Here is a 22,563-nt window from a genome sequence, read left to right as displayed (position 1 = left end):
CTACAGGACGCGCCCGCCCGCCACGGGCCGGGGTTCGGCTACTCGCCCGGGTGGGCGAGCTCGATGTCGTGGTCGTCGGCACCGGCGCCGGTGACCGTCAGCGCCGTCGCCACCGGCGGGTAGCCCGTGGCGATCACGGTGTACTCGCCGCCGTCCAGATCGGCGAAGGCGTACGCCCCGTCCGCACCGGTCGTCGAGGTGCCGACCACGTTGCCCGCCGCGTCGACCAGGGTGACCCGGGTGTCGGCCAGCGGCCCGTGCGGGGCGCGGACCACGCCCCGTACCCGGGCGCCGGTCTCCAGATCGACCTCGACCCGGGTGGTCCCGGTGCCGCCCACCTCGACGGGCAGGGCGCGCGGCCGGTACCCGGCGGCGTTCACCGCCACGGTCACCGCGCCCGGCACCAGTCCGGCGAACGAGAACTCGCCCTGCTCACCGGTGCTCCCGGTGGCCAGCAGATCCCCGCGCACATCGGTGACGACCACTATGGCGTCCGGCACCGGCAGCCCGGTGCCGGCGGTGCGGACCAGCCCGGTCAGCCCGCTGGTGCCGCTGAGCAGGATGTCGTGGGCGACCGGCTCGCCGTTCACCACGACCGTGGACGCCTGCGGCTGGTGGCCGTCGGCGGCGGCGATCAGGACGTACGACCCGGCCCCGGGCACGTCCACCGCGTACGCGCCGTCGGCCTGCGCCACCGACCGGCCCAGCTGACGCCCGCCCAGCGAGATCAGTGTGACGGCGGCCCGCGGCACGGGCGCGCTGTCGGCGCCCCGCACGAAACCGCGCACCGGGATGCCGCCGGAGGCGGGCGTTGCCGGCTCACCGGGGCCGGTGGCCGTGGCGACGGCGGTGAGCCGCTGCGTCGTCGCGGCCCCGGCGACCGGGGTGTCCGAGGCGGCGGGGGGCGCCGGTGCCGCGGCCGCAGTCGTACCGGCCGGAACCGGCTCGTCGGTGACGCGGGTGGCTCCGGCGGGGCCCGGCGTCGCCTCCGGGGCGGTCTCGGCCGAGGCCTCCGCGGCCTGGGCCGGCGCGCCCGAGGTCCGCAGCGGGACCTCCTTGATGAACAGCGTCACCAGGAAGGCGAGCAGGGCGACCGGCGCGACGTACAGGAAGATGTCGGCGATGCCGTGCCCGTAGGCGCTCTCCAGCCAGGTGCGGATGGACGGGGGCAGCAGGTCCATGTCGGGGATGGTGCCGCTGCCGGAGGTCTTGGCGGCCGCCGCCTGCTCCTGCGGGCTGAGCTGCCCGATGGTGTCCTGGGCGTAGCCGCTGATCCGGCTGGACATGACCGAGCCGAGCACGGAGACGCCCACCGCGCCGCCGAGGGACCGGAAGAAGGTCACGACGGAGGAGGCCGCGCCCAGGTCGCGGGGGTCCACCTGGTTCTGCGTGCACAGGACCAGGTTCTGCATCATCATGCCGACGCCGAGGCCCATGAGCGCCATGAAGACGCCGATGCGCCAGTAGGGGGTGTCGTAGCGCATGGTGCCGAGCAGGCCCAGGCCCGCCGTCAGCAGGACGCCGCCGGCCAGCAGCCAGCTCTTCCACCTGCCGGTCCTGGTGATGACGATGCCGGAGACCGTGGACGATATGAACAGGCCGCCGATCATCGGGATGGTCATGACGCCCGACATCGTCGGGGACTTGCCCCGGGCCAGCTGGAAGTACTGGCTGAAGTAGACGGTGCCCGCGAACATCGCGATGCCGACGAACAGCGAGGCCAGCGAGGCCAGGGTGATGGTGCGGTTCCTGAACAGGCGCAGCGGGATGATCGGCTCGCTCGCCCGCGACTCGACGAAGAGGAAGACCAGCGTCAGCACGACCGCGCCGCCGACCATGACGCCGGTCTGCCAGGACATCCAGTCGTACTTGTCGTCGGCGAAGGTGACCCAGACGAGCAGCAGGCAGACGGCCGCGGTGACGAAGAACGCGCCGGCCCAGTCGACCTTGGCCTTCCGCTTGACCACGGGCAGGTTCAGCGTCTTCTGCAGCACGATCAGCGCGATGATCGCGAAGGGTACGCCGACGTAGAGGCACCAGCGCCAGCCGAGCCAGCTGGTGTCGGTGATCACGCCGCCGAGCAGCGGGCCGCCGACGGTCGCGACGGCGAAGGTCGCGCCCAGGTAGCCGGAGTAACGCCCGCGTTCACGCGGGGAGATCATCGCGGCCATGATGATCTGTGCCAGGGCGGACAGACCGCCGGCGCCCAGGCCCTGGATGGCGCGGGCGGTGATCAGCATGGCCGGGTTCTGCGCCAGACCGGCCACGACGGAGCCGATGACGAAGACGACCAGGGCCGCCTGGACCAGGATCTTCTTGCTGGTGAGGTCGGCGAGCTTGCCCCACAGGGGGGTGGAGGCGGTCATCGTCAGCAGCGAGGCGGTGACGACCCAGGTGTAGGCGCTCTGGCCGCCGCCGAGGTCGGAGACGATCTCGGGCAGGGCGTTGGTGACGATGGTCGACGACAGGATGGCGCAGAACATGCCGAGCAGCAGCCCGGAGAGCGCCTCCATGATCTGCCGATGGGTCATCGGAGCGTCCGTGGAGGAGCCTCCCCCGTGCTTGGCATGAGCCCGCACACCGTTCGGTGTGGTCGTTGCCATGGCCTTCCTTCTCTTATGCGCTTGCGGGTGTACGGGTGGTTCGTTCGGGTGCGGGAGCTGTCGGGCGGGGCGCCGAGCGGCAGTCGCCGAAGCTGTCCCTGAGCCGGGTCATCAGCTGGGTGAGCCGGCCGACCTCGTCGTCGGACCAGTCCTCCAGGCGCTCCGCGAGGAGCTGGGTGGTCCGCCGGAACAGCTCGTCGAGCTGGGTCTGGCCGGCGGCGGTGAGGTGCAGGATGCGGGACCGCTTGTCGGCGGGGTCGGGGGACCGCTCGATCCAGCCGCGCTCGGCCAGATGGGCGGCGTGGCGACTGGTGACCGACATGTCCACGGACAACAGCTCGGCGAGCTTGCTCATCCGCATGTCGCCGTGGCGGCCGAGCAGCGTCAGCACGGCGGCGGAGCCGCTGGGGCAGTCGGCCGGCATGATCCGGTTCATCTCCCGCTTGACCGCGCCGAAGGCGCTGAACTGTCGTACCAGCTCCTCGTACTGCGCCTGCTCGGCCATGACACCTCCCACTTGATTGCTTAGAGCAACAATAAGAATGGATGGTTGCCGCAGGCAAACAAAAAAGAGACTTCTCGGCTCAAAAACTTGGCAAAGGCAAGTAATCGCGGAAGTAAACCCGCAGGCCCGGGTCCTGGCCGCCCTGTCCGGGCCGCCCGGCGATCCCCGGGGTGCCGTTCGGATCCTGCCGGGGGGCCGTTCCCCGAAGCCGGCCCGAACCGCGCGGCGCCCCCTGGTTCGCGCCCCCGCTTGGGCGCCTCACCGGGCATTCGCTAGGGTCTCGGGACATGGCTAACTCCCAGGGCCCGCAGGGCAACCACGACCCCGCCGGCAGCACTCAGATGTTCCGCGCGTTCGTCGACGAGGAACCTCCGGCCCGGCAGGCCGCCGCGACCGGCGGCGGCCCGCGGATCGGCCTGATCGTCGGCATCGTCGTCGCCGTGGCGGTCGTCGCCGCGGTGGCCTGGCTCGCGCTGAAGTAGCGCGTCCCGGGGCCCGTGGCGGCGTGCGCCCGCCGTCGCGGGCCACGCCGGCGTGACGGCGGCGGCCCGGCAGGTGCGGGGGCACTGGGAACGCGGCGGCCGCCGTTGCGCCCGTACGAGGCGCCCCGGCGGCCACGGAACCGTTGTCACGCGCGGAGCGTCCCTCGGGCGCTCCGCCCCCGTCGTGCCTCAGTCCGCGATGAGGCCCTCCCGCAGTTGGGCGAGCGTGCGGGTGAGCAGCCGCGAGACGTGCATCTGGGAGATGCCGACCTCCTCGCCGATCTGCGACTGGGTCATGTTGGAGAAGAAGCGCAGCATGATGATCCGCCGCTCCCGGGGCGGCAGCTTGGCCAGCAGCGGCTTGAGTGACTCCCGGTACTCCACGCCCTCCAGCGCCGTGTCCTCGTAGCCGAGGCGGTCGGCGAGCGAGCCCTCGCCGCCGTCGTCCTCGGGAGCGGGGGAGTCCAGCGAGGACGCCGTGTACGCGTTGCCGACCGCGAGGCCGTCGACGACGTCCTCCTCCGACACGCCGAGCACGGCGGCGAGTTCGGAAACCGTCGGGGAGCGGTCCAGCTTCTGGGAGAGTTCGTCGCCGGCCTTCGTCAGCGCCAGGCGCAGCTCCTGCAGCCGGCGCGGCACCCGCACCGACCACGACGTGTCGCGGAAGAAGCGCTTGATCTCGCCGACCACCGTCGGCATCGCGAACGTCGGGAACTCCACACCCCGTTCGCAGTCGAATCGGTCGATCGCCTTGATCAGCCCGATGGTGCCGACCTGGACGATGTCCTCCATCGGCTCGTTGCGCGAGCGGAACCGCGCCGCCGCGTACCGCACCAGCGGCAGGTTGAGCTCGATCAGGGTGTCCCGGACGTAGGCGCGCTCCGGGCTGTCCTCGGCCAGTACGGCGAGCCGCAGGAACAGGGAGCGGGACAGGGTGCGGGTGTCGAGGGCCGCCGTGTCCGGGAGCTCCGGAGCAGGCGTGGTCGGGAGGGCCGGGCCCTCGTCGATGGGGCCGAGTGCGTCGAGAGCATGGGGAGCTGTTTCGCTCTCCGCGAGCGTGAGCACCTTCGAGCTGCCCTGTTCTGCGGACATGCCACCCCCTTTGGGTCGCGGGACGGTCGCGGCGGACGCTCCCCGATCGGGGAACGCAGCCATCACCTGGAATACCGGCGCCGGAGCTCCGGCAAACGCACTTCCCGCAGAATGTCACATGTCGGCAACGCGCTGTAGTGACATGTCGACATCTGAGATGTGAATCAGGCCTGGAAACAAGGGGTCTGGCAGGCTTTCAGATCAGAAACGCGCAGAACGGCACCGTTGGGCGATTCGCTCTTCCCGGTTACGACTCGATCCTGTTTGCGGACCGCAGCCGCTGGAAGCTGCGCGCCAGCAGACGGGACACGTGCATCTGCGAGACGCCGAGTTCCGCACTGATCTGCGACTGGGTGAGATTGCTGTAGTAACGCAGCAGCAGGATGCGCTGTTCCCGCTCGGGCAGCTGGACGAGCAGGTGCCGGACGAGGTCGCGGTGCTCGACGCCGTCCAGGGCGGGGTCCTCGTACCCCAGCCGGTCCAGCAGCCCGGGCATCCCGTCGCCCTCCTGCGCGGCCTCCAGCGAGGTGGCGTGGTACGACCGTCCGGCCTCGATGCAGGACAGCACCTCCTCCTCGGTGATGCGCAGCCGCTGGGCGATCTCGGCGGTCGACGGGGAGCGCCCGAAGGCGGTCGTCAGGTCCTCGGTCGCGCTGTTGACCTGCACCCACAGCTCGTGCAGCCGGCGCGGTACGTGGACGGTGCGGACGTTGTCCCGGAAGTACCGCTTGATCTCGCCGACCACCGTCGGCATCGCGAACGTCGGGAACTGCACGCCCCGGTCCGGGTCGAAGCGGTCGATGGCGTTGATCAGCCCGATGGTGCCGACCTGGACGACGTCCTCCATCGGCTCGTTGCGGGAGCGGAAGCGGGCGGCGGCGTAGCGCACCAGGGGCAGGTTGGCCTCGATGAGCGCGGTGCGCACGCGGGTGTGCTCCGGCAGGCCGGGTTCCAGCTCCTTGAGCTGGGCGAAGAGCAGCTGGGTCAGGGCCCGGGTGTCGGCGCCGCGCCGCTTGGCGGGGCTCACCGGCCGGTCGGCGGTCTCGTCCGGGCCCGAGGAGGGGGCGTCGACGGGAGAGGGGGTGCCGGGGGAGGGCGGGGCGGAGGACGGGGCCCGGAGCGCGTCGGGGGGCACCTCGTCCTGGGGCGGCGCAGTACTGGCCGACACGGTCAACGCCACCTCTTCGTCGCTCACATTGTTCGTCAACCCATCCGTCAAAAGCGGTCATAGCATCACAAGACTGACTCGCCGTGCGCAAGCACCGCATATTCCGTGTTGAGCGCCAGAAGAGGGCATAACGCACGGCGAAACCCCCCGCCGTCGTGGCGAGGGGCCCAGAGGGACGGAGCGTCAGAACTCGTAGTCGGCGATCACCCACGTGGCGAACCCGCGCCACAGTCCGACACCCGCCTGGTGCTCGGGGTGCTCCACGTACCGGCGTAGCGCGTCCGCGTCCTCGAACGCCGAGTTGATGGCGAAGTCGTAGGCGACGGGGCGGTCGCTGATGTTCCAGGCGCACTCCCAGAAGCGGATCTCCGGGATCTTGCCGTCCAGGGAGCGGAAGGCCTCCACGCCCTCCACGACCCTCGGGTCGTCGCGCTCGACGCCCTCGTTCAGCCGGAAGAGCACCAGGTGGCGGATCATCACTTTCCTCCGTTGGCCAGCCAGGTCATGAAGTCGCCGACGGCCTTCGCGGCGTCCGATATGCCCTCGAACCCTATCTGGACGTAGTCGGCCGCCTTGGCCGGGTCCGTGATGATCAGGTACAGCACGAAGACCACAAGGATGTAGACGGCGGCCTTCTTCGCGTTCACCGCCATCGCGGCCCCCCTGTCACTGGTGTCACATCGGCATCGAGCGGGCCCATGATCGCACGAAGGGCCCCGTCTGGCGACGGGGCCCTTCAGCTGCGGTAGCGGAGGGATTTGAACCCTCGGTGACTTGCGCCACACTCGCTTTCGAGGCGAGCTCCTTCGGCCGCTCGGACACGCTACCGAGGGAGACCCTACAGCAAGGTGGGGCGTGGTTCGAAATCGGTATTCACCGGTTCCGGAAGAACTCCGTGAGCAGCCGGGCGCACTCGTCGGCGAGCACGCCCTCGATCACTTCGGGACGGTGGTTGAGCCGCCGGTCACGGACGAGGTCCCACAGCGAGCCGACCGCGCCCGCCTTCTCGTCCCGGGCGCCGTAGACCACCCGGTCCACCCGTGACTGCTGGATCGCGCCCGCGCACATCGTGCACGGCTCCAGCGTCACCACCAGGGTGCAGCCGGACAGCCGCCACTCCCCGAGCCGCGCGGCGGCCCGCCGGACGGCGAGGACCTCCGCGTGGGCCGTGGGGTCGCCGACGGCCTCGCGCTCGTTGTGGGCGGCGGCCAGCACGGCGGTGCCGTCCGGGGCCAGCACGACGGCGCCGACGGGGACGTCCCCGCCCCGGACGGCCCGCTCGGCCTCGTCCAGGGCGAGGCGCATCGCGGGCCGCCAGGGGTCGCGCACCGGGTCCGGCGGTCCCGGTGCGTCCCGCACGGTCAGCGGACGGTCTCCAGGACCTCCGAGGCGCCCAGGGCGTCGGCGATCTCGGTGACGGCGTCCTCGGTCATCGAACGCAACTCCTTCTCGCTCACGCCCAGGTCCTCCAGGATCTGCGCGTCACCGACCGGTCCGTGCGGCACGGCGTCGGCGCCACCGGCGGACGCGGCGCCGACGCCGACGTCGGCATCGTCCGGTTCACCGTCCTCCGTGCCGTCGAGGTCGAGGGCGTCCAGGTCGGGGCCGTCGGCCCCGGGCTCCCGGCCGAGCAGCTCGTCGGTGAGCAGGATCTCGCCGTAGCCGCTGCGGGCGGCGGCTGCGGCGTCGGAGACGTAGACCCGGGGGTCCTCCTCGCCGTCCACGCGGACGACGCCGAACCAGCCGCCCTCCTGCTCGATCAACACGAGCACCGTGTCCTCGTCGGGAGAGGCCTCCCGGGCCAGGTCGGCCAGATCCGGCAGGGTTTCCACATCATCGAGCTCCGTGTCGCTCGCTTCCCACCCGTCTTCGGTGCGCGCGAGCAGTGCGGCGAAGTACACCGTGACTCTCCCACTGGTCATAGGCGTGCCGGTTGGAGGTCCCCCCGGCGGAGGTGTCGCGGGCGGGGGGACGGTGCTTCGAGCCCCACCCACTCGGAATCGTGGCAGAAACAAGGCCATCAGGGGACGTCTTCGGCTCCCTGTGTCCGGCATTCTGATCGTAATGAGCCGAGTGCGCCCACGCAGGACCCACCAGCGCACTCCTTGCCGCCACGTGCGGATCGTACGCGGACTCACGCGCCTTCTCCGCACGGGCACTTCGGCAAACGTGTGGGTGTGGCGCGATCTTCCCGCGGCCGGGTGGGGTCTCCCCTGCTGCGGGGTGGGATCTTCTCCCCCGCTGCCGGCTACCAGCGGAAGGTGCGCATGCGCATCGCGTGGCGCAGCCGGGCGGCCTTGGCGCGGCGCGGCTGGACCCGGTCACGCAGCGCCCGGGCCTCGGCGAGTTCGCGCAGGAACCGGGCGCGGCGGCGCCGCCGCTCGGCCTCCGTCTCCGCCGGATCGGGTGTCCCGCGCGGTGACGGAATGTCTCGGTCGTCCTGCTCAGGCATCGGTTCACCACCCCAGTCCGTCCCTCTCACCTTCCCCCGGACGGACGGTTTGACGCCAGCGAAGGAGTGGCGGGCGCAGAGGGGGCTTGCCGTGTGCGGGGACGCCGGGCCCACCGGGCCCGGTTAATGTTGACGCCATGCGTCTCCACGTCGTCGACCACCCCCTGGTCGCCCACAAGCTCACCACGCTGCGCGACCAGCGCACCGACTCCGCGACCTTCCGCCGTCTCGCCGACGAACTGGTCACCCTGCTCGCCTACGAGGCCACGCGCGACGTGCGCACCGAACAGGTCGACATCCAGACGCCGGTCGAGCGGACCACGGGTGTCAAGCTCTCCCACCCGCGCCCGCTGGTGGTGCCGATCCTGCGGGCCGGCCTCGGCATGCTGGACGGCATGGTGCGGCTGCTGCCGACCGCCGAGGTGGGCTTCCTCGGCATGATCCGCAACGAGGAGACGCTGCAGGCCTCGACGTACGCCACCCGGATGCCGGAGGACCTCTCCGGACGCCAGGTCTACGTCCTGGACCCGATGCTCGCCACCGGCGGCACGCTGGTCGCGGCGATCCAGGAGCTGATCCGGCGCGGCGCGGACGACGTGACCGCCGTGGTGCTGCTGGCCGCGCCCGAGGGCGTCGAGGTCATGGAACGCGAGCTGGCCGGCACCCCGGTGACGGTGGTGACGGCGTCGGTCGACGAGCGGCTCAACGAGCACGGCTACATCGTGCCGGGCCTCGGCGACGCCGGGGACCGGATGTACGGGGCGGCGGAGTAGGGCCCGCGGGTCCACGGCCCGGCGGTTCCCCTCCGGTTCAGCAGTTCCTCTTCGGGGCGGGCGTCGCCTCGGGCTCGGCCAGTGCGGTCAGGGCCCGGTCGGCGTCCGCCTTCTTCGTCAGGTCCTTGAACCCGTCGCCGATGATCAGGTCGACCTCGGCGCCCTTGCGGGCGGGGTCGGTACGGCGTTCGGCGTCGGCGAGCTGGGTGCCGAGCACCGGCAGCGAGGTGTCCAGAGCGGTGGCGGGTCCGAGGAGCACGCCGGCGCCCTTGACCTTCTTGTCGTACTCCTTGGACGCGTTGCCGACCTCACCGATCCTGAAGCCGCGCTTCTTCAGCTCGTCGGCGGTCTTCTGGGCGAGTCCGCCGCGGGTCGTGGCGTTGAGGACGTTGACCGTGACGGTCCCGGGAGCGGGCAGCGCCTTCGGCGCGACCGTGCGGCTCACCGTGTCGGCGCAGGCCGCCTTGGTGCCGCTCGCGGGAGCGGGGTCGTCGCCGCCGGCGAACACGTCGATGAGCTGGAGCGTGCCCCAGCCGCCCACGCCGAGCACGGCCGCGGAGGCGACGGTGAGGCCGACGAGCCTGCCGCGTCGCCGGGGACGGCGCATCCGCGGGTACTTGTCACCCGTGATCCGGTACTGGCCGCCCATGCCGGGTGGAGTGAGCATGCTCATGGGCGCAGCGTAGTGCGCTCGAGCGGTAATGCATACCAGATGATCATCCGGCCGTGTGCAGTCCGACTCGAAAGGGTCAAACCGAGCCGTGCGGGGGACGCCGGCCGGGCGTCAGTCCAGTTCGAGCACGCGGGCGTGCAGCACCTGGCGCTGCTGGAGCGCGGCCCGCACCGCGCGGTGCAGCCCGTCCTCCAGGTACAGATCGCCCTGCCACTTCACGACGTGCGCGAAGAGGTCGCCGTAGAAGGTCGAGTCCTCGGCGAGGAGGGTCTCGAGGTCGAGTTGCTGCTTGGTCGTCACGAGCTGATCGAGGCGGACCGGGCGCGGCGCGACGTCCGCCCACTGCCGGGTGCTTTCCCGGCCGTGGTCGGGGTACGGCCGGCCGTTTCCGATGCGCTTGAAGATCACACGGAAAGCCTACCGGTCAACGCGTTCCGGGCGCAGCCATGGCGACGCAGTGCGACACCGGAAAAGACACCCGAATACCGGACGAAACGGTACGGCGGTCCGGTGCGGCCGGTCGTGGGGCCGGGCCGGCGGCCACCGATTCCGAGGCGTCCCGCCGTTCGTCCGTCCTCCGCGAGGGGGTTCTCGGCCCGCTTCCAGGAAGCCTCCGGGGCGCTCGCGCTCCGGGTGCGAGCCCGGAGTCCGGCGGGGGCACCGGGCCCTCGTGGCCGGCGGTGTTCCGCCGGGCGGTCCCGGCGTCGCCGTGGCCGCGCCCGCCGGGTACCGGCGCGCGGCGGTCACCGGGGGCCCGTACGCCGCTCCCGTGCGCGTCCGGACCGCCCGCGCCGAGCGGGCCGCGGCCCGCTCGGCGCCTCGGCGTCGGGACCGGACGGGGAGGGAGGCCGCGTCCGCGCCCCTGCGGTCGCGCGTTTCGGCTCAGTTCGCGCGCCAGTACCCCAGCGCGTTCACCCGCTGCCCGGGCACGCCCAGTTCCTTGCGCACGAACGCCGACAGCGCGCGGGTGGTCGCGGTGTCGCAGGCGATCCACACGTACGGGTCAGGGGTGGACCGCAGCAGCTCGGGCAGGTCGGTCCGGACCCGTTCGAGCAGTGCCGCCCCGGCCCCCGACCGGGGCACCTCGCGCACCTCGACCCGGTCGGGGTCGCCCCGGAAGGGCAGCCCGGCGAGGGCGCCCTCGAACCAGACGGTCGCCGGGGCCGCGCACAGCGCGCCGAGCAGCGAGTTGACGGCCGGCAGCGAGGCCGGGTCGCCGATCGCGAAGAGGTGGGAGGGGCCGGGGTCCGGCTCCTCGAAACCCGTGCCCTGCACGGTCGCCTCGATGGTGTCGCCGGGTTTCGCCGCCCTGGCCCAGTCGCTGGCGCACCCCTCGTGCAGCGCGAACTCCAGGCTGAAGGTGCCGGCCACCGGGTCGGGGTCGACCAGGGTGTACGCCCGCTGGTGCGGCCTGCCCGCGTTGTCGAACCACAGCCGCACCCACATCGTCGGGTGGTCGCCGGTCGCCGCCAGCATCCCGCCGTCGGTGAAGTGCACCCGCCGGTAGTCGGTGGTGACGTCCTCCGCGCCGGTCACGGTGAACGCGAAGTCCTTCGCGCGCAACAGCTTGAGGACCGCGCCCTCCCAACCCCGCCCCTGTCCCATCGCGCCCTCGCCCTTCGCGTACGATTTCGCCACGATTTACTTAGGGGAGCCTAACCTAATGGGAAATGAGGGCGCAGTGGGCGGCGAAATCTTCCGGGACCCCTGGGGCATCCCCCATCTGCGCGCGGAGAGCGCGAACGGGCTCGCGTACGCCCAGGGCCGGGTCACCGCCCTCGACCGGGCCTGGCAGCTCGAGGTCGAACGGCACCGCGCGCAGGGCACCTCGGCCTCCTTCCTCGGCCCCGAGGCGCTCCCCTGGGACCGTTTCGTCCGCCGCGCCCGTCTGGCCGACACGGCCCGCCGCTGCTGGACCGAACTGCGACGGACGGACCCGGAGACGGCGGAGTGGGTACGGGCGTACGTGTCCGGGGTGAACGACGGCCTGGCAGCCGCCGAGGACCCCGGTTCCGGCCCGCCGGCCGGCGGCGGGGACCCGGCGTCCGGGGCCGCCCCCGAGTTCGCCCGCGCGGGACTCCGTCCCGGCCGCTGGGAGCCCTGGACCCCGCTCGCGCTCTGGCTCTCCACTCACATCCTGTTCGCCGGCTTCCCCGCCAAGCTCTGGCGCACGCACGTCACCGCCCACCTCGGCGCGGACGCCGTCGGCCTGTTCGCCTCCGACGGGCCCGGCACCTCCGGCAGCAACGGCTGGCTGGTCGCCGGACAGCGCACGGTCACCGGGCACGCGGTGATCGCCGGGGACCCGCACCGCTTCATCGAGGATCCCGGCGTCTACCAGCAGATCCGCCTGTCCTGCCCGGAGTTCGACGTCGTCGGCCTCGCCGTGCCCGGCGTCCCCGGCATCGCCCACTTCGGCCACACCGGCACGGTCGCCTGGGCCATCACCAACGCCATGGCCGACTACCAGGACCTCTACCGCGAGCAACTGCGGCGCACCGGCGCGGGCGTGGAGGCGCTCGGCCCGGACGGGACGTGGCGGCGGGCCGCCCGGCACACCGAGACCGTCGAGGTGGCGGGCGAGGAGCCGGTCGAGGTCGAGGTCATCGAGACCGACCGGGGCCCCGTCGTCATCGGCGGCCCCGAGGGCCTCGACGACGGCGTGCCCGAACCCGGCGGGCCCCCGCTCGCCGTCGCCCTCCGTCACCCGCCCCGCGTCACCGGCGACCTCGGCTTCGGCGCCCTGCTGCCGCTGCTGCGGGCCCGCCGGGCCGCCGACGTGGACCGCGCCGTCGACCTGTGGGCCGAGCCGGTCAACGTGGTCATGGCCGCCGACACCGAGGGCGGCACGCTGCACCGGGTGGCCGGCCGGGTCCCGGTCCGCTCCGAGGCCAACCGGACCCGCCTGGTGCCGGCGTGGGAACCCGGCCACGAGTGGCGGGGCTGGCACGAGCCGCCGCGCGCCGGACTGACCGACGGCGTCGCCGTGATGGCGAACCAGCGCGGCCCGGCCACCCCGCTGGGAGTCGAGTTCGCCCCGTCGCACCGCGCCGACCGCATCACCGCACTGCTGGCGCGGCGGACCCACTGGTCCGCCGCCGACATGCCCGCCCTCCACATGGACACCCACCTCGCCTCCGCCGCTCCCCTGCTGGACCTCCTCGCTGCCCTCGACGGCCCCGCCACCGCCGCGTCCGACACTTCCGCCGCAGGTCTGAGCGCCCCCGCCGCCGCCCTGCGCGACCGCCTCCTGCGCTGGGACCGCCGGATGGACGCGGACAGCACCGACGCGGCCGCCTTCGCGGCCGTGCGGAGCGCGGTCGTACGCCGGCTCGCCGCGCAGCCCGCCTTCGCCGCGGCGGCCACGCAGCCCCCGTACCCCGAGGTCTTCCGCCCCTGGCTCGCCCTCGTCCCGCGCATCGGCCACGCCCTCGAACACCTCCTCTCCACCGAGGACCTGTTCGGCGTCGACCGCCCCGCGGTGGTCCGCGCGGCCCTGGAGGAGGTGGCCGCCCGGCCGCCCGCCGGCACCTGGGGCGACACCCACCGCCTGGCCCCCTGGCGGGCGCTGCCGCCGGCGGAGCCGTCCGAGGAACCCGGCCTCTCCGGCGACCACGACTGCGTGCTGTGCACCTCCCCCGTGCCCGGCCTCACCGACCTCGCCGCGCGCGGCCCGGCCGCCCGCTACGTCTGGGACCTGGCCGACCGGGAGAACAGCCGCTGGGTGGTGCCGCTGGGCGCGTCCGGCGTGCCCGGCTCGCCCCACCACCGCGACCAGCAGCCCCTGTGGCTCGCCGGAGACCTGGTCCCGGTCCTCACCGACTGGGCGCAGCTGACGAAGGAGACCGATGTCTGACCCGTACGCCTCCCGCACCGCCGTCCACGAGCAGACGGTCGACGGCTTCGGCGCCGTACGCGTCCTGCCGCTGGACCCGGCCGCCGACGCGCCTCTCCTGCACCGCTGGGTGAGCGAGGAACGCGCCGTCTTCTGGGGCATGAACGGCCTCACCGCACAGCAGGTCGCCGAGGTCTACGCCCACATGGACACGCTCGACACCCATCACGCGTACCTCGTCCTCAAGGACGGCGAACCCGCCGCGCTGCTCCAGACGTACGAACCGCAGGCCGACCGCGTCGGCGACTGCTACCCCGTCGAACCCGGCGACATCGGCGTCCACCTGCTGCTCGCCCCCGCCGGAAGCCCGCGCCCCGGCTGGACCGCCGCGCTGGTGGGTGTCGTCATCGCGTACGTCCTGCTGGGCCTGGACCGGAAGCGCGTGGTCGTCGACCCGGACGTGGCCAACGAGAAGGCCGTCGCCCGCTTCCTCCGGCAGGGCTTCACCGCCGGCCCCGAGGTCGTCCTGCCGGAGATCGACCTCCCGGACGTGTACCTGCCGGAGAAGAAGGCCCGACTCGCTTTCCTCACCCGCGAGGTAGCCTTCGGCGGGTGACCCCCGACGACCTCGTCGCCCACTACGGACTGGAGCCCGTCCCCCGCGAGGGCGGCCGGTTCCGGCGGACCTGGGCCGGTCCCGCCCGCCCCGACGGCCGCCCCGAGGGCACCGCGATCGTCGCCCTGCTCACCGACGCCCCCGGCGACTTCTCCGCCCTGCACCGGCTGCCCGCCGACGAGATCTGGCACCACTACCTCGGCGACCCCCTCCACCTGCTCCTCCTCGCCCCCGACGGCACCGCCCGCACCCCCGTGCTCGGCCCGGACGTCCTCGGCGGCCAGCACGTCCAGCTCACCGTCCCCGCCGGCACCTGGACGGGCGCGCGGGTGGCGGTGGGCGGCGCCTGGACGCTGTTCGGCTGCACCATGGCGCCCGGCTTCACCTACGAGGGCTACGAGCACGGTGACGCGGCGGAACTGACGGCGCGCCACCCCGACCGGGCGGCGCTCATCGCGGAACTCTGCCGCCCATGAGCCGAAGGGGTCGGCTCGACGGCCAGGTCGCCCTGATCACGGGCGCGGGCGGCGGCATCGGCCGGGGCGTCGCGCGGAGGTTCGCCGAGGAGGGCGCGGCCGTCGCACTGCACTGCCGTACGGCGGTGGCGTCCGCGCGGGAGACCGCCGACCGCATCCGGGAGGCGGGCGGCGCGGCCGTCGTCCCGCGCCGCTCCGTACTGGCCGAGGTCGTCGTGGCGGTGGTCGTCCTGCTGGCCACCACGGTGCTGACCGGCGCCCTCCCCGCACGCGCGGAGGCCGAGGCGGCCCGGGCCCCCGAGCCGCAGGTGGCCGGCTTGCCCGGGGCGGAGGCGTTCACGATGCCCTACGACGCGGGCACCCCCGACGGCCGGAGCACGGTCCAGCTCACGACGGACCCGGGCCGGGGCGGCGAGAACGGCCTCCAGGCGGTGCTCCTCGGCCCCCGGAGCGCCCTGACCTCCGTCCCGGAACTCCGCGTCTCCTTCCCCCTCGCGGCGGAGGACGTCGGCCCCATCGACGCCGGGCTGACCGACCGCGGCGGCTACCGGGCCACCAACGACCTCGGCCTCCCCCTCGAAGGCACCTGGACGATGAAACGGACGGTCCGGGCCTCCGAGGCGGACCAGGTGAGCGAGGTCCGCCGGGTGGAGGTCGCCCGCTGAACCCGTGTCACGCCGTCGATGCCGGGAGCCGTGAGGCTCTCGTCATCCGCCACACGTTCCGGATGGCCGAGCCATGCCGTTGAATGGGAGCCGAGACGGGTGACTCCCGGAAGGGCGGGGCGACATGGAACGCGTACGCGGTGCGTTGACCGGGCCGTGGGCGGCCGGAGCGCTGCTGGTGGCGGTCGTCGTGGGCGGCTTCGGACTGTACTGGTTCCAACCGTGGAAGCTGTGGCAGGACGAGACGGTGCGGGAGGCGCTGCCCGAGGTCACGGCGGCCGTCTCGGCACCGTCTGCCGGGGGACCGTCCGGGGCGACGGCCGCTCCGCCTCCGGCCGGCCCGACGACGCTGGCGAGCGGTGAGCTGATCAGCCACGAGCATCCGACGTCCGGCACGGTGACGTTCGTGCGGCTGGCCGACGGCAGCCATGTGGTGCGCCTGGAGGGGCTCGACACCAGCAACGGCCCCGACCTGCGCGTGTGGCTGACCGACGCGCCGGTGAAGGAAGGACGCGCCGGCTGGCACGTCTTCGACGACGGCCGGTACGTCAACCTCGGCAAGCTCAAGGGCAACAAGGGAAGCCAGAATTACACCGTGCCCGAGGACGTCGACCCGTCCCGCTACACAAGCGTCAGCATCTGGTGCGACCGCTTCGACGTCTCCTTCGGAGCGGCGGAACTCGCCCGCGTCTGACGTCACGGCACCGTGTCACGACGGCCCGCAGCGTCCGCGGAGGAGTTCCACGCCGTCGCCCTCGAGGTCGTCGCAGTACGTCGCGCGCCCCGTCATCGCCATGACCAGAGCCAGGGTGCGGCCGGACACGCGGAGCCCGGAACCGGTCGTGAACGGACCGTCGTCCGCGACGAGTCGCAGACCGCCGATGCGTCCCTTGGCGACGACCACGAGGTCCGAGCCCCGGTAGTACTCGGCCACCCGGGTGACGACGTCGACCGGACGGTCGCGGCGGATGCCCAGCGGGCGCCGGATGTCCTCCCCGTGCACGATCGTCTCGCCCAGCATGGCGACGGCGGGCAGGGGAGGCTTGGTCGTGCCCAAGACGATGCGCCGGAAGCGTTCGAGGGTCTCGCCCGGGGACGCGCCGAGCTGCTCGGCCAGTCGCACGGCCACCTGCCGGTCGAAGTCGAACCGGCAGCGGACCACACCCGCCAGCCAGCGCACGGTGTCGAGGCTCGCCCCCGCGGTCAGGTGCGCCAGCACCTCACGCACCGTCAGACCGGCGCAGAGCGAGGGCGTCTCCCACTGCTCGTCCGTCAGGCCCGCGAGTTCGTCGGCCAGCGCCGCTCGCTCGGTGTGGATCAAGGGCCATGTCCCGGTCCCGCGAGGGCGGTCCGTCGTCGGTGCCGGATCAGTCATGAGGGCTGGACTCCTGTCGGGGGCGTGGTCTGCGGAACCCCCGGCCAGGACAGCGGGCGTCCGGCGAGGGCGGTCCTGGAGGAGACTTCCGCTCCGGGGTGAAGTCATCGCGGGTGGGCGGTCTTCCACCGCAGGGCCGTGGACTGGCGGTGTGCGGCCGGTCGCCGGCGGTCGTGGGCGGCGAGTACGGCTTCGCGGGCAAGGGCGGCGGGGCCGTGGGACGCCGGGCCGCGTTCCGTGGCCCGGCGGGGTGGCACGGCAGCCCCGGCACAGGCCGCCGACGAAGGCGGCCGGACGGCCCGGGACGCCACACCCGGCGCACTCCGGCATGAGACGGCCGAGGAGGCGGGGTCGGAGGCGTCGGGCTACGTCTCCGGGGCTGCGGAGGGCTGCGGCACGGGCGGCGGCTTGTTCCGCAGGCGGTGAGCGGCGAACCCGCGCGGGGCGTGCACGGGGTCGGGCAGGCCGGTGGTGAGGGCCTGCATCGGGGAGACGGGACCGGCCCCTCGTCCGGGCCAGGGCACGACCGGGCCGACGAGGGCGTTGCGGTCGGCGCCGGAGAGGGCGAGGCGGGGGTTCGACGCGGCCGAGGGCTTGGCAGGCGGTGGCGCGGTGCGTTTCGGGGGGCGGGTGCGGGTGCGGGCTCACTCGGTGGGGTGGCCTCGACCGGTGCCGTGGGCTCCGGAGGCGGCGTCACCGCCCAGAAAGCCCGCCACCGGACGTCGTCCGCGTGGTGCCGGACCAGGACGTGCGGAACACCCAGCACGTGCCGCCGTCGCCGGTCGAGTCGAGGTCATGGACGCGGTGCGGATGCCCGGCGCGGGAGCAGACCCGGCGCGAACGCGAGTCCACCAGGTCCCGAGCCGGACGGCGCACCATCGGCCGACCCGTCCCGCTGATCAAAATCCCGCGGCAGCACAAGGAGGCCCAGGAGCGGGAGCGACTCGCGGCCGGTGCCGCCCTCTCTGTCGGCCTTGGGTGGGACATCCCGCTTCGTCTGGTTAGCCTGAGAGGGCACGACGCGGCCCTTCTCACTCTCGGACGTGCACTCATCTGCTGGCGGCGCCTCGAGTTAGTCCTGTAGGGCCCCCGGGGAGTACTGGGGAAAGTCCGCGCTGCGCGAGGCGGCTTCAAAAGAGCGCAGTTCTGCCACCATGTCCGTCAGTTGTTCCTGGACGGCGGCGTGGCCGTCGGCGCCCAGGACGATACGGCGAGGCGGGGTGGGGCTGTTCATGACGTCCAGTACGGCGCGCACTCCGCGGTGAGGGTCACCGGGCTGCTGGCCGTCCTGTTCGATCATGGAGGAACGGACGGAGTGGATCAAAGGCAGGTAGGCGTCGACCGTCTCGCTCACGGCTTCGTCGGTGAATGACGCGTAGGCGTGGGTGCGAAAAGCGCCCGGCGCCACGGCCAGGACCTTGATGCCGAACGGGGCGACCTCGTGGCGCAGTGCCTCGGTGAGCCCTTCGACGGCGTACTTGGCGGCGCTGTAGTAGCCGAAGCCCGGCACGCTGCGCAGTCCGGCGACGGAGGACATATTGATGATCCACCCACTGCGGCGCTCTCGCATGCCCGGCAGGACGACGCGGAGCATCTGCGTCACGGAGAAGAAGTTCAGCTCGAAGGAGGACCTGACGTCACTGTCGGGCGTGCCCTCGACGGAGCCGTACCATCCCCGGCCGGCGTTGTTGACCAGGACGTCGATACGGCCGAAGCGGTCTTCGGCGGCCCGGACGACCTGGTGGGTCTGCGGTGCGTCGGTGACGTCCAGGGGGAGGACGAGCACCCGGTCGCCGTGGCGGGCGGCCCAGTCGTCGAGCAGGTGGGGGCGGCGGGCGGTGAGGACGACGTTGTCGCCCAGTTCCAGGGCGGCGTCGGCGTAGGCCATGCCGAATCCGCCGGGGGTGCCGCCGGTGATGAGCCAGGTCCTCATGCTGTGCGTGCTCCTGTCGGGAATCGGGTGCGCAAGGGGTGGCGGGCTGCCGGTCAGGGGGCGATGCTGAGTTCGCTGATCAGTCCGTGAGTCAGGACGAAGCGGCAGCGCAGGTCAACCGTCCCGCCGGGGAAGTTCCCTTCGAGGTGCTGGTGGAGGGTGTACCGGTCGGGTGCGTTGCGTTCGGCACCGGTGGTCGTGGTGGTGTAGCTGTACTCGGTGTCGGTCTGCCCGAGCCATCGGGTAATGGCCTCGCTCCCCTCGTAGGTGTGTCCGTCGTCGGTGACAGTGGCGTGCGCCGCGAAGGCCGGCGCGGCGGCGGAGGCGTCTTTGGCGGCGCGGCCCGTCAGGTATCGGGTGATCGCTTCGGGCAGGTCGGTGAGGTCGATCGACGTCGGGCCCTCGGTCACTGGTTCTCCTGTATGCCGGTGCAAGCAGTGCGGGAGGCGGCTGCTGCCGATGCCGGATATGCGCATGCCTTGCCCGGCGTGCGCGCATCATCACAGCACTCGGAAACTGCTAAAATGAAAGTTAGTAACTTCTACATTAGCAGTAACCTCGGGAGGGTGGCATGCCGAGTCGCATACGGCTGGAGGACCGGGAGTGTCCGTTGTCCACGACGGTGCAGCATGTCGGCGAGTGGTGGACTTTGCTGATCCTGCATGACGCCTTCGACGGCTTCACGCGCTTCGACCAGTTCCAGCGGAATCTGGACATCTCCACGAGCATGCTCACCGCACGGCTGAAGACGCTGGTCGAGGACGATCTGCTGGAACGGCGGCTCTACCGGGACAAGCCACCCCGTTACGAGTACGTCCTCACCGAGCGGGGCCGATCCCTCCGGCCGGTGATCGTGGCCCTGGCGGCCTGGGGGAACCAGCGCCTGGCACCGCAGGAGCGATCCATGATCCTGGTGGACGCCGCCAGCGGTGAAGAGGTCGAGCCGGTCCTGGTCGACGCCCGCACAGGGAGAAGCCTCGATGACAGCGAGGCTTTCTTCTTCGCTGCCGGCCCCGCCGCGAGCGCCGCTATGCGCTCGAGGTATGCGGAGCTGCGGAGCCAGCGCATGAGCAAGGCTGACGCGCAGTAGGCGCGCCCGGTCCTCACCACCACCTTCAAGCGCAGGAAACCGGCCCCACACCACCCAGAAGATCATTTCGTTAGGAGTTCTAAGGGCTTGCCGGGAAACAAGTCGTGGCTTCCTGCTGCGGAACTCGTTGTTCTGGTATGGGGAGACCGGAGGGGATCGAGGACGTCCTGGCTGCGAAGTTCCAGGCGTTGCTGCCGCATCTGGATGAGCGCCAGCGTCGGCTGGCCATAGGTGCGGAGGCACTGTCGCTGGGGCATGGCGGGATCCGGCTCGTCGCTGCCGCAGCCGGGGTTCGGGAAGGCACGGTCTCTCGCGGAGCGGCTGAACTGGACTCCGGGCAGGCCCCGCTGGGGCGGATCCGCCGGCCTGGCGGGGGTCGGAAGAAAGCCGTGGACCTTGATCCAGGGCTGCGACCGGCTCTGCTTGCGCTGGTCGAGCCCGACGAACGCGGTGACCCGATGTCACCGCTGCGGTGGACGACGAAGTCGACGCGGAAACTGGCAGCGGAGCTGACCCGGCAGGGCCACCGGGTCTCCGCCGACACGGTCGCCGGCCTGCTGCGGGAGGAAGGCTTCAGTCTGCAGGCCAACGCCAAGACCATCGAGGGCGCTCAACACCCCGACAGGTATGCCCAGTTCCGATACCTCAACGAGCAGGCCCGAGAGCACCGGGACGCCGATGACCCGGTGATCAGCGTGGACGGCAAGAAGAAGGAGCTGATCGGCGACTGCAAGAACGCCGGGCAGGAATGGCGGCCCGCAGCACAACCCGTGAAGGTCAAGACGCACGACTTCCCCGGCCAGGCCGAGAAGGCGATCCCGTACGGAATCTACGACATGGCCGCGAACGCCGGCTGGGTCAGCATCGGAAACGATCACGACACCGCGGCGTTCGCCGTCGCCTCGATCCGGAACTGGTGGCAGGCCCGCGGCCGGCACGACTACCCCCGCGCCCGCCGACTGCTCATCACCGCCGACGGCGGAGGCTCCAATGGCTACCGCACCCGCGGCTGGAAGACCCAGCTCGCCGACCTCGCTGCCGAGAGCGGCCTTGAGATCACGGTGTGTCACCTACCGCCAGGCACCTCGAAGTGGAACAAGATCGAGCACCGGCTGTTCTCCCACATCACCATGAACTGGCGCGGCAGACCCCTGACCAGCCACGAAGTCATGCTCCAGACGATCGCCGCGACCACCAGCCGCACCGGCCTCACCGTCCATGCCGAACTTGACCACGGTGAGTACCCCACCGGCATCCGCATCAGCGACGACGAGATCGCCGCCCTGCCCATCACTCGCCATCGCTTCCACGGCGACTGGAACTACACCCTCCACCCCCAGCGTCCGATGGACGCCGCGACCACCGGCAGCCCTCCAGACAATGCCCTGCCAGACAGACAGACCGACGTGCATCTCCCGGCGTGCGCTCCAGGACCCGGAACTGACCGGGACGACCCGTCAGCACCTCAGCGAACTCATCGACGCATTGACCCCGGCGATGGAGATTCAACGCGAGCAAGTGCTCCGCACACGTCGAGGCCACGAGCGCCTGGTGGCCCCCGGCGCGGGCGCCAAGGCCAAGCTCACCCCAGCCGATAAGGTCCTGGTCACCGTGCTCCACCTGCGGAAGAGCGCGACCATGGACCTCCTGGGTCAGCTCTTCAACACCACCGCCATGACGGTCAGCCGGGCTGCGAAAGACGTCCGCCCGCTCCTGGCCGCCCAAGGCGTTCGAGTCTTCGCCTCAACAGCCCGCTTCCGCACACCAGATGACATCGCCCGGTTCCTTGCCCCCGGCAGCATCAAGATCAAATCAACGTGTTGATTCCCGGCAAGCCCTAAAGGCTTGCCTGCCCTGCGTACGGCGTTACGTCCCGGCCCTCCTGCTGAAGCACGACGACAGCTTCCGGCGCGGGAAGGGCCACGACCCGGCTTCGGCCCCGTCCACAACCGCCCCATTGGTCCAGCCGGGCCCAGCCCGCATCGTCTGCCGCTGCCGCTGCCGCTGCCGCTGCCGCTGCCCCTGCCGCTGTGGCACCCTCCACACCCCCGACGACCCCGCTCTCGGCACCGCGCTCGATGCGGACACCTACGACTACGAGACGGCCGTTCCGTGGAACGCGCACGCCGGCCTGCTCCGACGGCGCTTCTCGATCTGCCTCGGCCGGGAGGACGCCAAGCGTGCGGGCCTCGCTCAGCGGGCCTTCCGCGAGTACGCGCGCGTCTCCTTCGCCAAGGTCGCCGAGTACCAGAAGCGCGGCGCCGTCCACTCCCACGCCGTGATCCGCAGCGACGGCCCGGAAGGCGGTGACACCCCGCTCCCGGTCTGGGCCACCGCCGAGCTGCTCACCGACGCCACCCGCGCCGCCGCCACCGCCCCCCCGGGTCGACGGTCCCGTGATCGACGGCCGCGTCCACACTCTCGCCCCCGGCCGCCGGCCCGACGTACGCACCATGCGCTCCGCCGACTTCAACGACGGCCAGGAGCCGGTCGCCCTCGGTGAAGCCGTCCGGAGTGGGCACGTCGTCATGAACGCGGCCGAGATCGCCAAGGCTCCCCGCCTCGAGGGGGAGGACATCGAGCCGTGCACGATCGAAGAGGTAGAGAGCCTGCTCGTCGAAGCGGCCGAGCTCCGCAGCAGCGTGCGTCGGGCCGTCGCCCTGGCGCTCGGTCTCCGCCAGGGCGAGGCGCTTGGCCCGCACTGGGAAGACGTCGACCTGGACGCGGGGTACGTCCGTGTCCGTAGGAACCGGCTGCGCCCCGAGTACGCGCACGGCTGCGGCGCCAAGCCGTGTGACCGGAAGGCCGACTACTGCCCCGAGCGG

At 72.1% G+C, this 22,563-nt stretch carries 24 protein-coding genes, 1 tRNA gene and 2 pseudogenes; 11 read left to right on the top strand and 16 right to left on the bottom strand.

Translation table 11 applies throughout. The annotated features are described in order from the left end of the window. Positions 1 to 38: 38 nt before the first annotated feature. Complete coding sequence (locus KYY02_RS21620) at positions 39 to 2,531, bottom strand: MFS transporter (protein ID WP_503167870.1); 2,493 nt, start codon at positions 2,529 to 2,531, stop codon at positions 39 to 41. 85 nt (positions 2,532 to 2,616) lie between these two features. Further along, positions 2,617 to 3,108, bottom strand: coding sequence for a MarR family winged helix-turn-helix transcriptional regulator (locus KYY02_RS21615; RefSeq protein WP_371240305.1), 492 nt, complete (start codon positions 3,106 to 3,108; stop codon positions 2,617 to 2,619). A gap of 287 nt (positions 3,109 to 3,395) precedes the next feature. On the opposite strand from KYY02_RS21615, the gene KYY02_RS21610 reads away from it, so the two are divergent. Beyond that, entirely contained in the window at positions 3,396 to 3,590 is a 195-nt protein-coding gene (locus tag KYY02_RS21610; protein ID WP_371240303.1) for a hypothetical protein, read from the top strand. 189 nt (positions 3,591 to 3,779) lie between these two features. On the opposite strand, the gene KYY02_RS21605 is transcribed toward KYY02_RS21610, so the two are convergent. The 8 genes from KYY02_RS21605 to KYY02_RS21570 all read right to left on the bottom strand — a co-directional run bounded on the left by KYY02_RS21605 (position 3,780) and on the right by KYY02_RS21570 (position 8,302). Beyond that, positions 3,780 to 4,682 carry an RNA polymerase sigma factor SigF gene (locus KYY02_RS21605; protein ID WP_371240301.1) on the bottom strand — a complete coding sequence of 301 codons (903 nt, stop codon included), beginning with the start codon at positions 4,680 to 4,682 and terminating at the stop codon, positions 3,780 to 3,782. 247 nt (positions 4,683 to 4,929) lie between these two features. Continuing rightward, positions 4,930 to 5,856: an RNA polymerase sigma factor SigF gene (locus KYY02_RS21600; protein WP_371240447.1), complete on the bottom strand. Its 927-nt coding sequence runs from the start codon at positions 5,854 to 5,856 to the stop codon at positions 4,930 to 4,932. Positions 5,857 to 6,033: 177 nt separating this feature from the next. After that, the gene (locus tag KYY02_RS21595; protein ID WP_371240299.1) at positions 6,034 to 6,327 is read right to left on the bottom strand and encodes a Dabb family protein; all 294 of its coding nucleotides are present in this window, start codon (positions 6,325 to 6,327) and stop codon (positions 6,034 to 6,036) included. Then, positions 6,327 to 6,503, bottom strand: coding sequence for a hypothetical protein (locus KYY02_RS21590; protein WP_371240297.1), 177 nt, complete (start codon positions 6,501 to 6,503; stop codon positions 6,327 to 6,329). Before KYY02_RS21590 ends, KYY02_RS21595 begins: the two co-directional genes overlap by 1 nt. A gap of 90 nt (positions 6,504 to 6,593) precedes the next feature. Next, positions 6,594 to 6,678 (bottom strand) — tRNA-Ser (locus KYY02_RS21585). A 45-nt stretch (positions 6,679 to 6,723) separates the two neighbouring features. Continuing rightward, positions 6,724 to 7,155, bottom strand: a complete 432-nt coding sequence (gene tadA, locus KYY02_RS21580) for a tRNA adenosine(34) deaminase TadA (protein WP_030820370.1) — start codon at positions 7,153 to 7,155, stop codon at positions 6,724 to 6,726. Positions 7,156 to 7,211: 56 nt separating this feature from the next. Next, positions 7,212 to 7,751, bottom strand: coding sequence for a tRNA adenosine deaminase-associated protein (locus KYY02_RS21575; RefSeq protein ID WP_371240445.1), 540 nt, complete (start codon positions 7,749 to 7,751; stop codon positions 7,212 to 7,214). 347 nt (positions 7,752 to 8,098) lie between these two features. Beyond that, the gene (locus tag KYY02_RS21570; protein ID WP_371240295.1) at positions 8,099 to 8,302 is read right to left on the bottom strand and encodes a hypothetical protein; all 204 of its coding nucleotides are present in this window, start codon (positions 8,300 to 8,302) and stop codon (positions 8,099 to 8,101) included. 137 nt (positions 8,303 to 8,439) lie between these two features. Here KYY02_RS21570 and upp point away from each other — a divergent pair, with 137 nt between their 5' ends. Continuing rightward, complete coding sequence (gene upp / locus KYY02_RS21565; protein WP_217128816.1) at positions 8,440 to 9,075, top strand: uracil phosphoribosyltransferase; 636 nt, start codon at positions 8,440 to 8,442, stop codon at positions 9,073 to 9,075. A gap of 37 nt (positions 9,076 to 9,112) precedes the next feature. On the opposite strand, the gene KYY02_RS21560 is transcribed toward upp, so the two are convergent. From KYY02_RS21560 to KYY02_RS21550, 3 genes are all read right to left on the bottom strand, one after another. Continuing rightward, complete coding sequence (locus KYY02_RS21560) at positions 9,113 to 9,724, bottom strand: LytR C-terminal domain-containing protein (RefSeq protein ID WP_371240443.1); 612 nt, start codon at positions 9,722 to 9,724, stop codon at positions 9,113 to 9,115. A 135-nt stretch (positions 9,725 to 9,859) separates the two neighbouring features. Further along, positions 9,860 to 10,156, bottom strand: a complete 297-nt coding sequence (locus tag KYY02_RS21555) for a type II toxin-antitoxin system VapB family antitoxin (RefSeq protein WP_004943146.1) — start codon at positions 10,154 to 10,156, stop codon at positions 9,860 to 9,862. Positions 10,157 to 10,630: 474 nt separating this feature from the next. Further along, a complete protein-coding gene (locus KYY02_RS21550; protein ID WP_371240441.1) occupies positions 10,631 to 11,353 on the bottom strand; it encodes a siderophore-interacting protein in 723 nt (240 codons plus the stop codon). Positions 11,354 to 11,429: 76 nt separating this feature from the next. Here KYY02_RS21550 and KYY02_RS21545 point away from each other — a divergent pair, with 76 nt between their 5' ends. The 5 genes from KYY02_RS21545 to KYY02_RS21525 all read left to right on the top strand — a co-directional run bounded on the left by KYY02_RS21545 (position 11,430) and on the right by KYY02_RS21525 (position 16,034). Beyond that, entirely contained in the window at positions 11,430 to 13,604 is a 2,175-nt protein-coding gene (locus KYY02_RS21545) for a penicillin acylase family protein (protein WP_371240293.1), read from the top strand. Continuing rightward, positions 13,597 to 14,199 carry a GNAT family N-acetyltransferase gene (locus KYY02_RS21540; protein ID WP_371240291.1) on the top strand — a complete coding sequence of 201 codons (603 nt, stop codon included), beginning with the start codon at positions 13,597 to 13,599 and terminating at the stop codon, positions 14,197 to 14,199. Before KYY02_RS21545 ends, KYY02_RS21540 begins: the two co-directional genes overlap by 8 nt. Beyond that, positions 14,196 to 14,675, top strand: coding sequence for a cupin domain-containing protein (locus KYY02_RS21535; protein ID WP_371240289.1), 480 nt, complete (start codon positions 14,196 to 14,198; stop codon positions 14,673 to 14,675). Before KYY02_RS21540 ends, KYY02_RS21535 begins: the two co-directional genes overlap by 4 nt. Then, positions 14,672 to 15,340: an SDR family NAD(P)-dependent oxidoreductase gene (locus KYY02_RS21530; protein WP_371240287.1), complete on the top strand. Its 669-nt coding sequence runs from the start codon at positions 14,672 to 14,674 to the stop codon at positions 15,338 to 15,340. Before KYY02_RS21535 ends, KYY02_RS21530 begins: the two co-directional genes overlap by 4 nt. A 124-nt stretch (positions 15,341 to 15,464) precedes the next feature. Further along, positions 15,465 to 16,034 carry a DM13 domain-containing protein gene (locus KYY02_RS21525; RefSeq protein ID WP_371240285.1) on the top strand — a complete coding sequence of 190 codons (570 nt, stop codon included), beginning with the start codon at positions 15,465 to 15,467 and terminating at the stop codon, positions 16,032 to 16,034. A 15-nt stretch (positions 16,035 to 16,049) separates the two neighbouring features. Here the strand turns inward: KYY02_RS21525 and KYY02_RS21520 are convergent, their stop codons facing one another. From KYY02_RS21520 to KYY02_RS21510, 3 genes are all read right to left on the bottom strand, one after another. Further along, positions 16,050 to 16,715: a maleylpyruvate isomerase family mycothiol-dependent enzyme gene (locus tag KYY02_RS21520; protein WP_371240283.1), complete on the bottom strand. Its 666-nt coding sequence runs from the start codon at positions 16,713 to 16,715 to the stop codon at positions 16,050 to 16,052. A 1,072-nt stretch (positions 16,716 to 17,787) separates the two neighbouring features. Next, on the bottom strand, positions 17,788 to 18,648 hold the full coding sequence (locus KYY02_RS21515; RefSeq protein ID WP_371240281.1) for an SDR family NAD(P)-dependent oxidoreductase: 861 nt from the start codon (positions 18,646 to 18,648) through the stop codon (positions 17,788 to 17,790). 53 nt (positions 18,649 to 18,701) lie between these two features. Next, positions 18,702 to 19,058 carry a nuclear transport factor 2 family protein gene (locus KYY02_RS21510; RefSeq protein ID WP_371240279.1) on the bottom strand — a complete coding sequence of 119 codons (357 nt, stop codon included), beginning with the start codon at positions 19,056 to 19,058 and terminating at the stop codon, positions 18,702 to 18,704. 161 nt (positions 19,059 to 19,219) lie between these two features. Between KYY02_RS21510 and KYY02_RS21505 the strand changes: the two genes are divergently transcribed. From KYY02_RS21505 to KYY02_RS21490, 4 genes and pseudogenes are all read left to right on the top strand, one after another. Next, positions 19,220 to 19,738, top strand: coding sequence for a winged helix-turn-helix transcriptional regulator (locus tag KYY02_RS21505; protein WP_371240277.1), 519 nt, complete (start codon positions 19,220 to 19,222; stop codon positions 19,736 to 19,738). Between the two features lie 137 nt (positions 19,739 to 19,875). Continuing rightward, positions 19,876 to 21,562, top strand: a pseudogene (locus KYY02_RS21500) (ISAzo13 family transposase). Further along, on the top strand, positions 21,507 to 22,241 hold the full coding sequence (locus tag KYY02_RS21495; RefSeq protein WP_371240275.1) for a replication initiator: 735 nt from the start codon (positions 21,507 to 21,509) through the stop codon (positions 22,239 to 22,241). Before KYY02_RS21500 ends, KYY02_RS21495 begins: the two are co-directional and overlap by 56 nt. Next, positions 22,192 to 22,563, top strand: a pseudogene (locus KYY02_RS21490) (site-specific integrase); the annotation flags it as partial. The gene KYY02_RS21495 and the pseudogene KYY02_RS21490, both read left to right, overlap by 50 nt.

The sequence above is a fragment of the Streptomyces pimonensis genome, from assembly GCF_041380215.1.
Lineage (GTDB): Bacteria > Actinomycetota > Actinomycetes > Streptomycetales > Streptomycetaceae > Streptomyces > Streptomyces pimonensis.
This window is presented reverse-complemented; position numbering and strand designations above follow the sequence as displayed.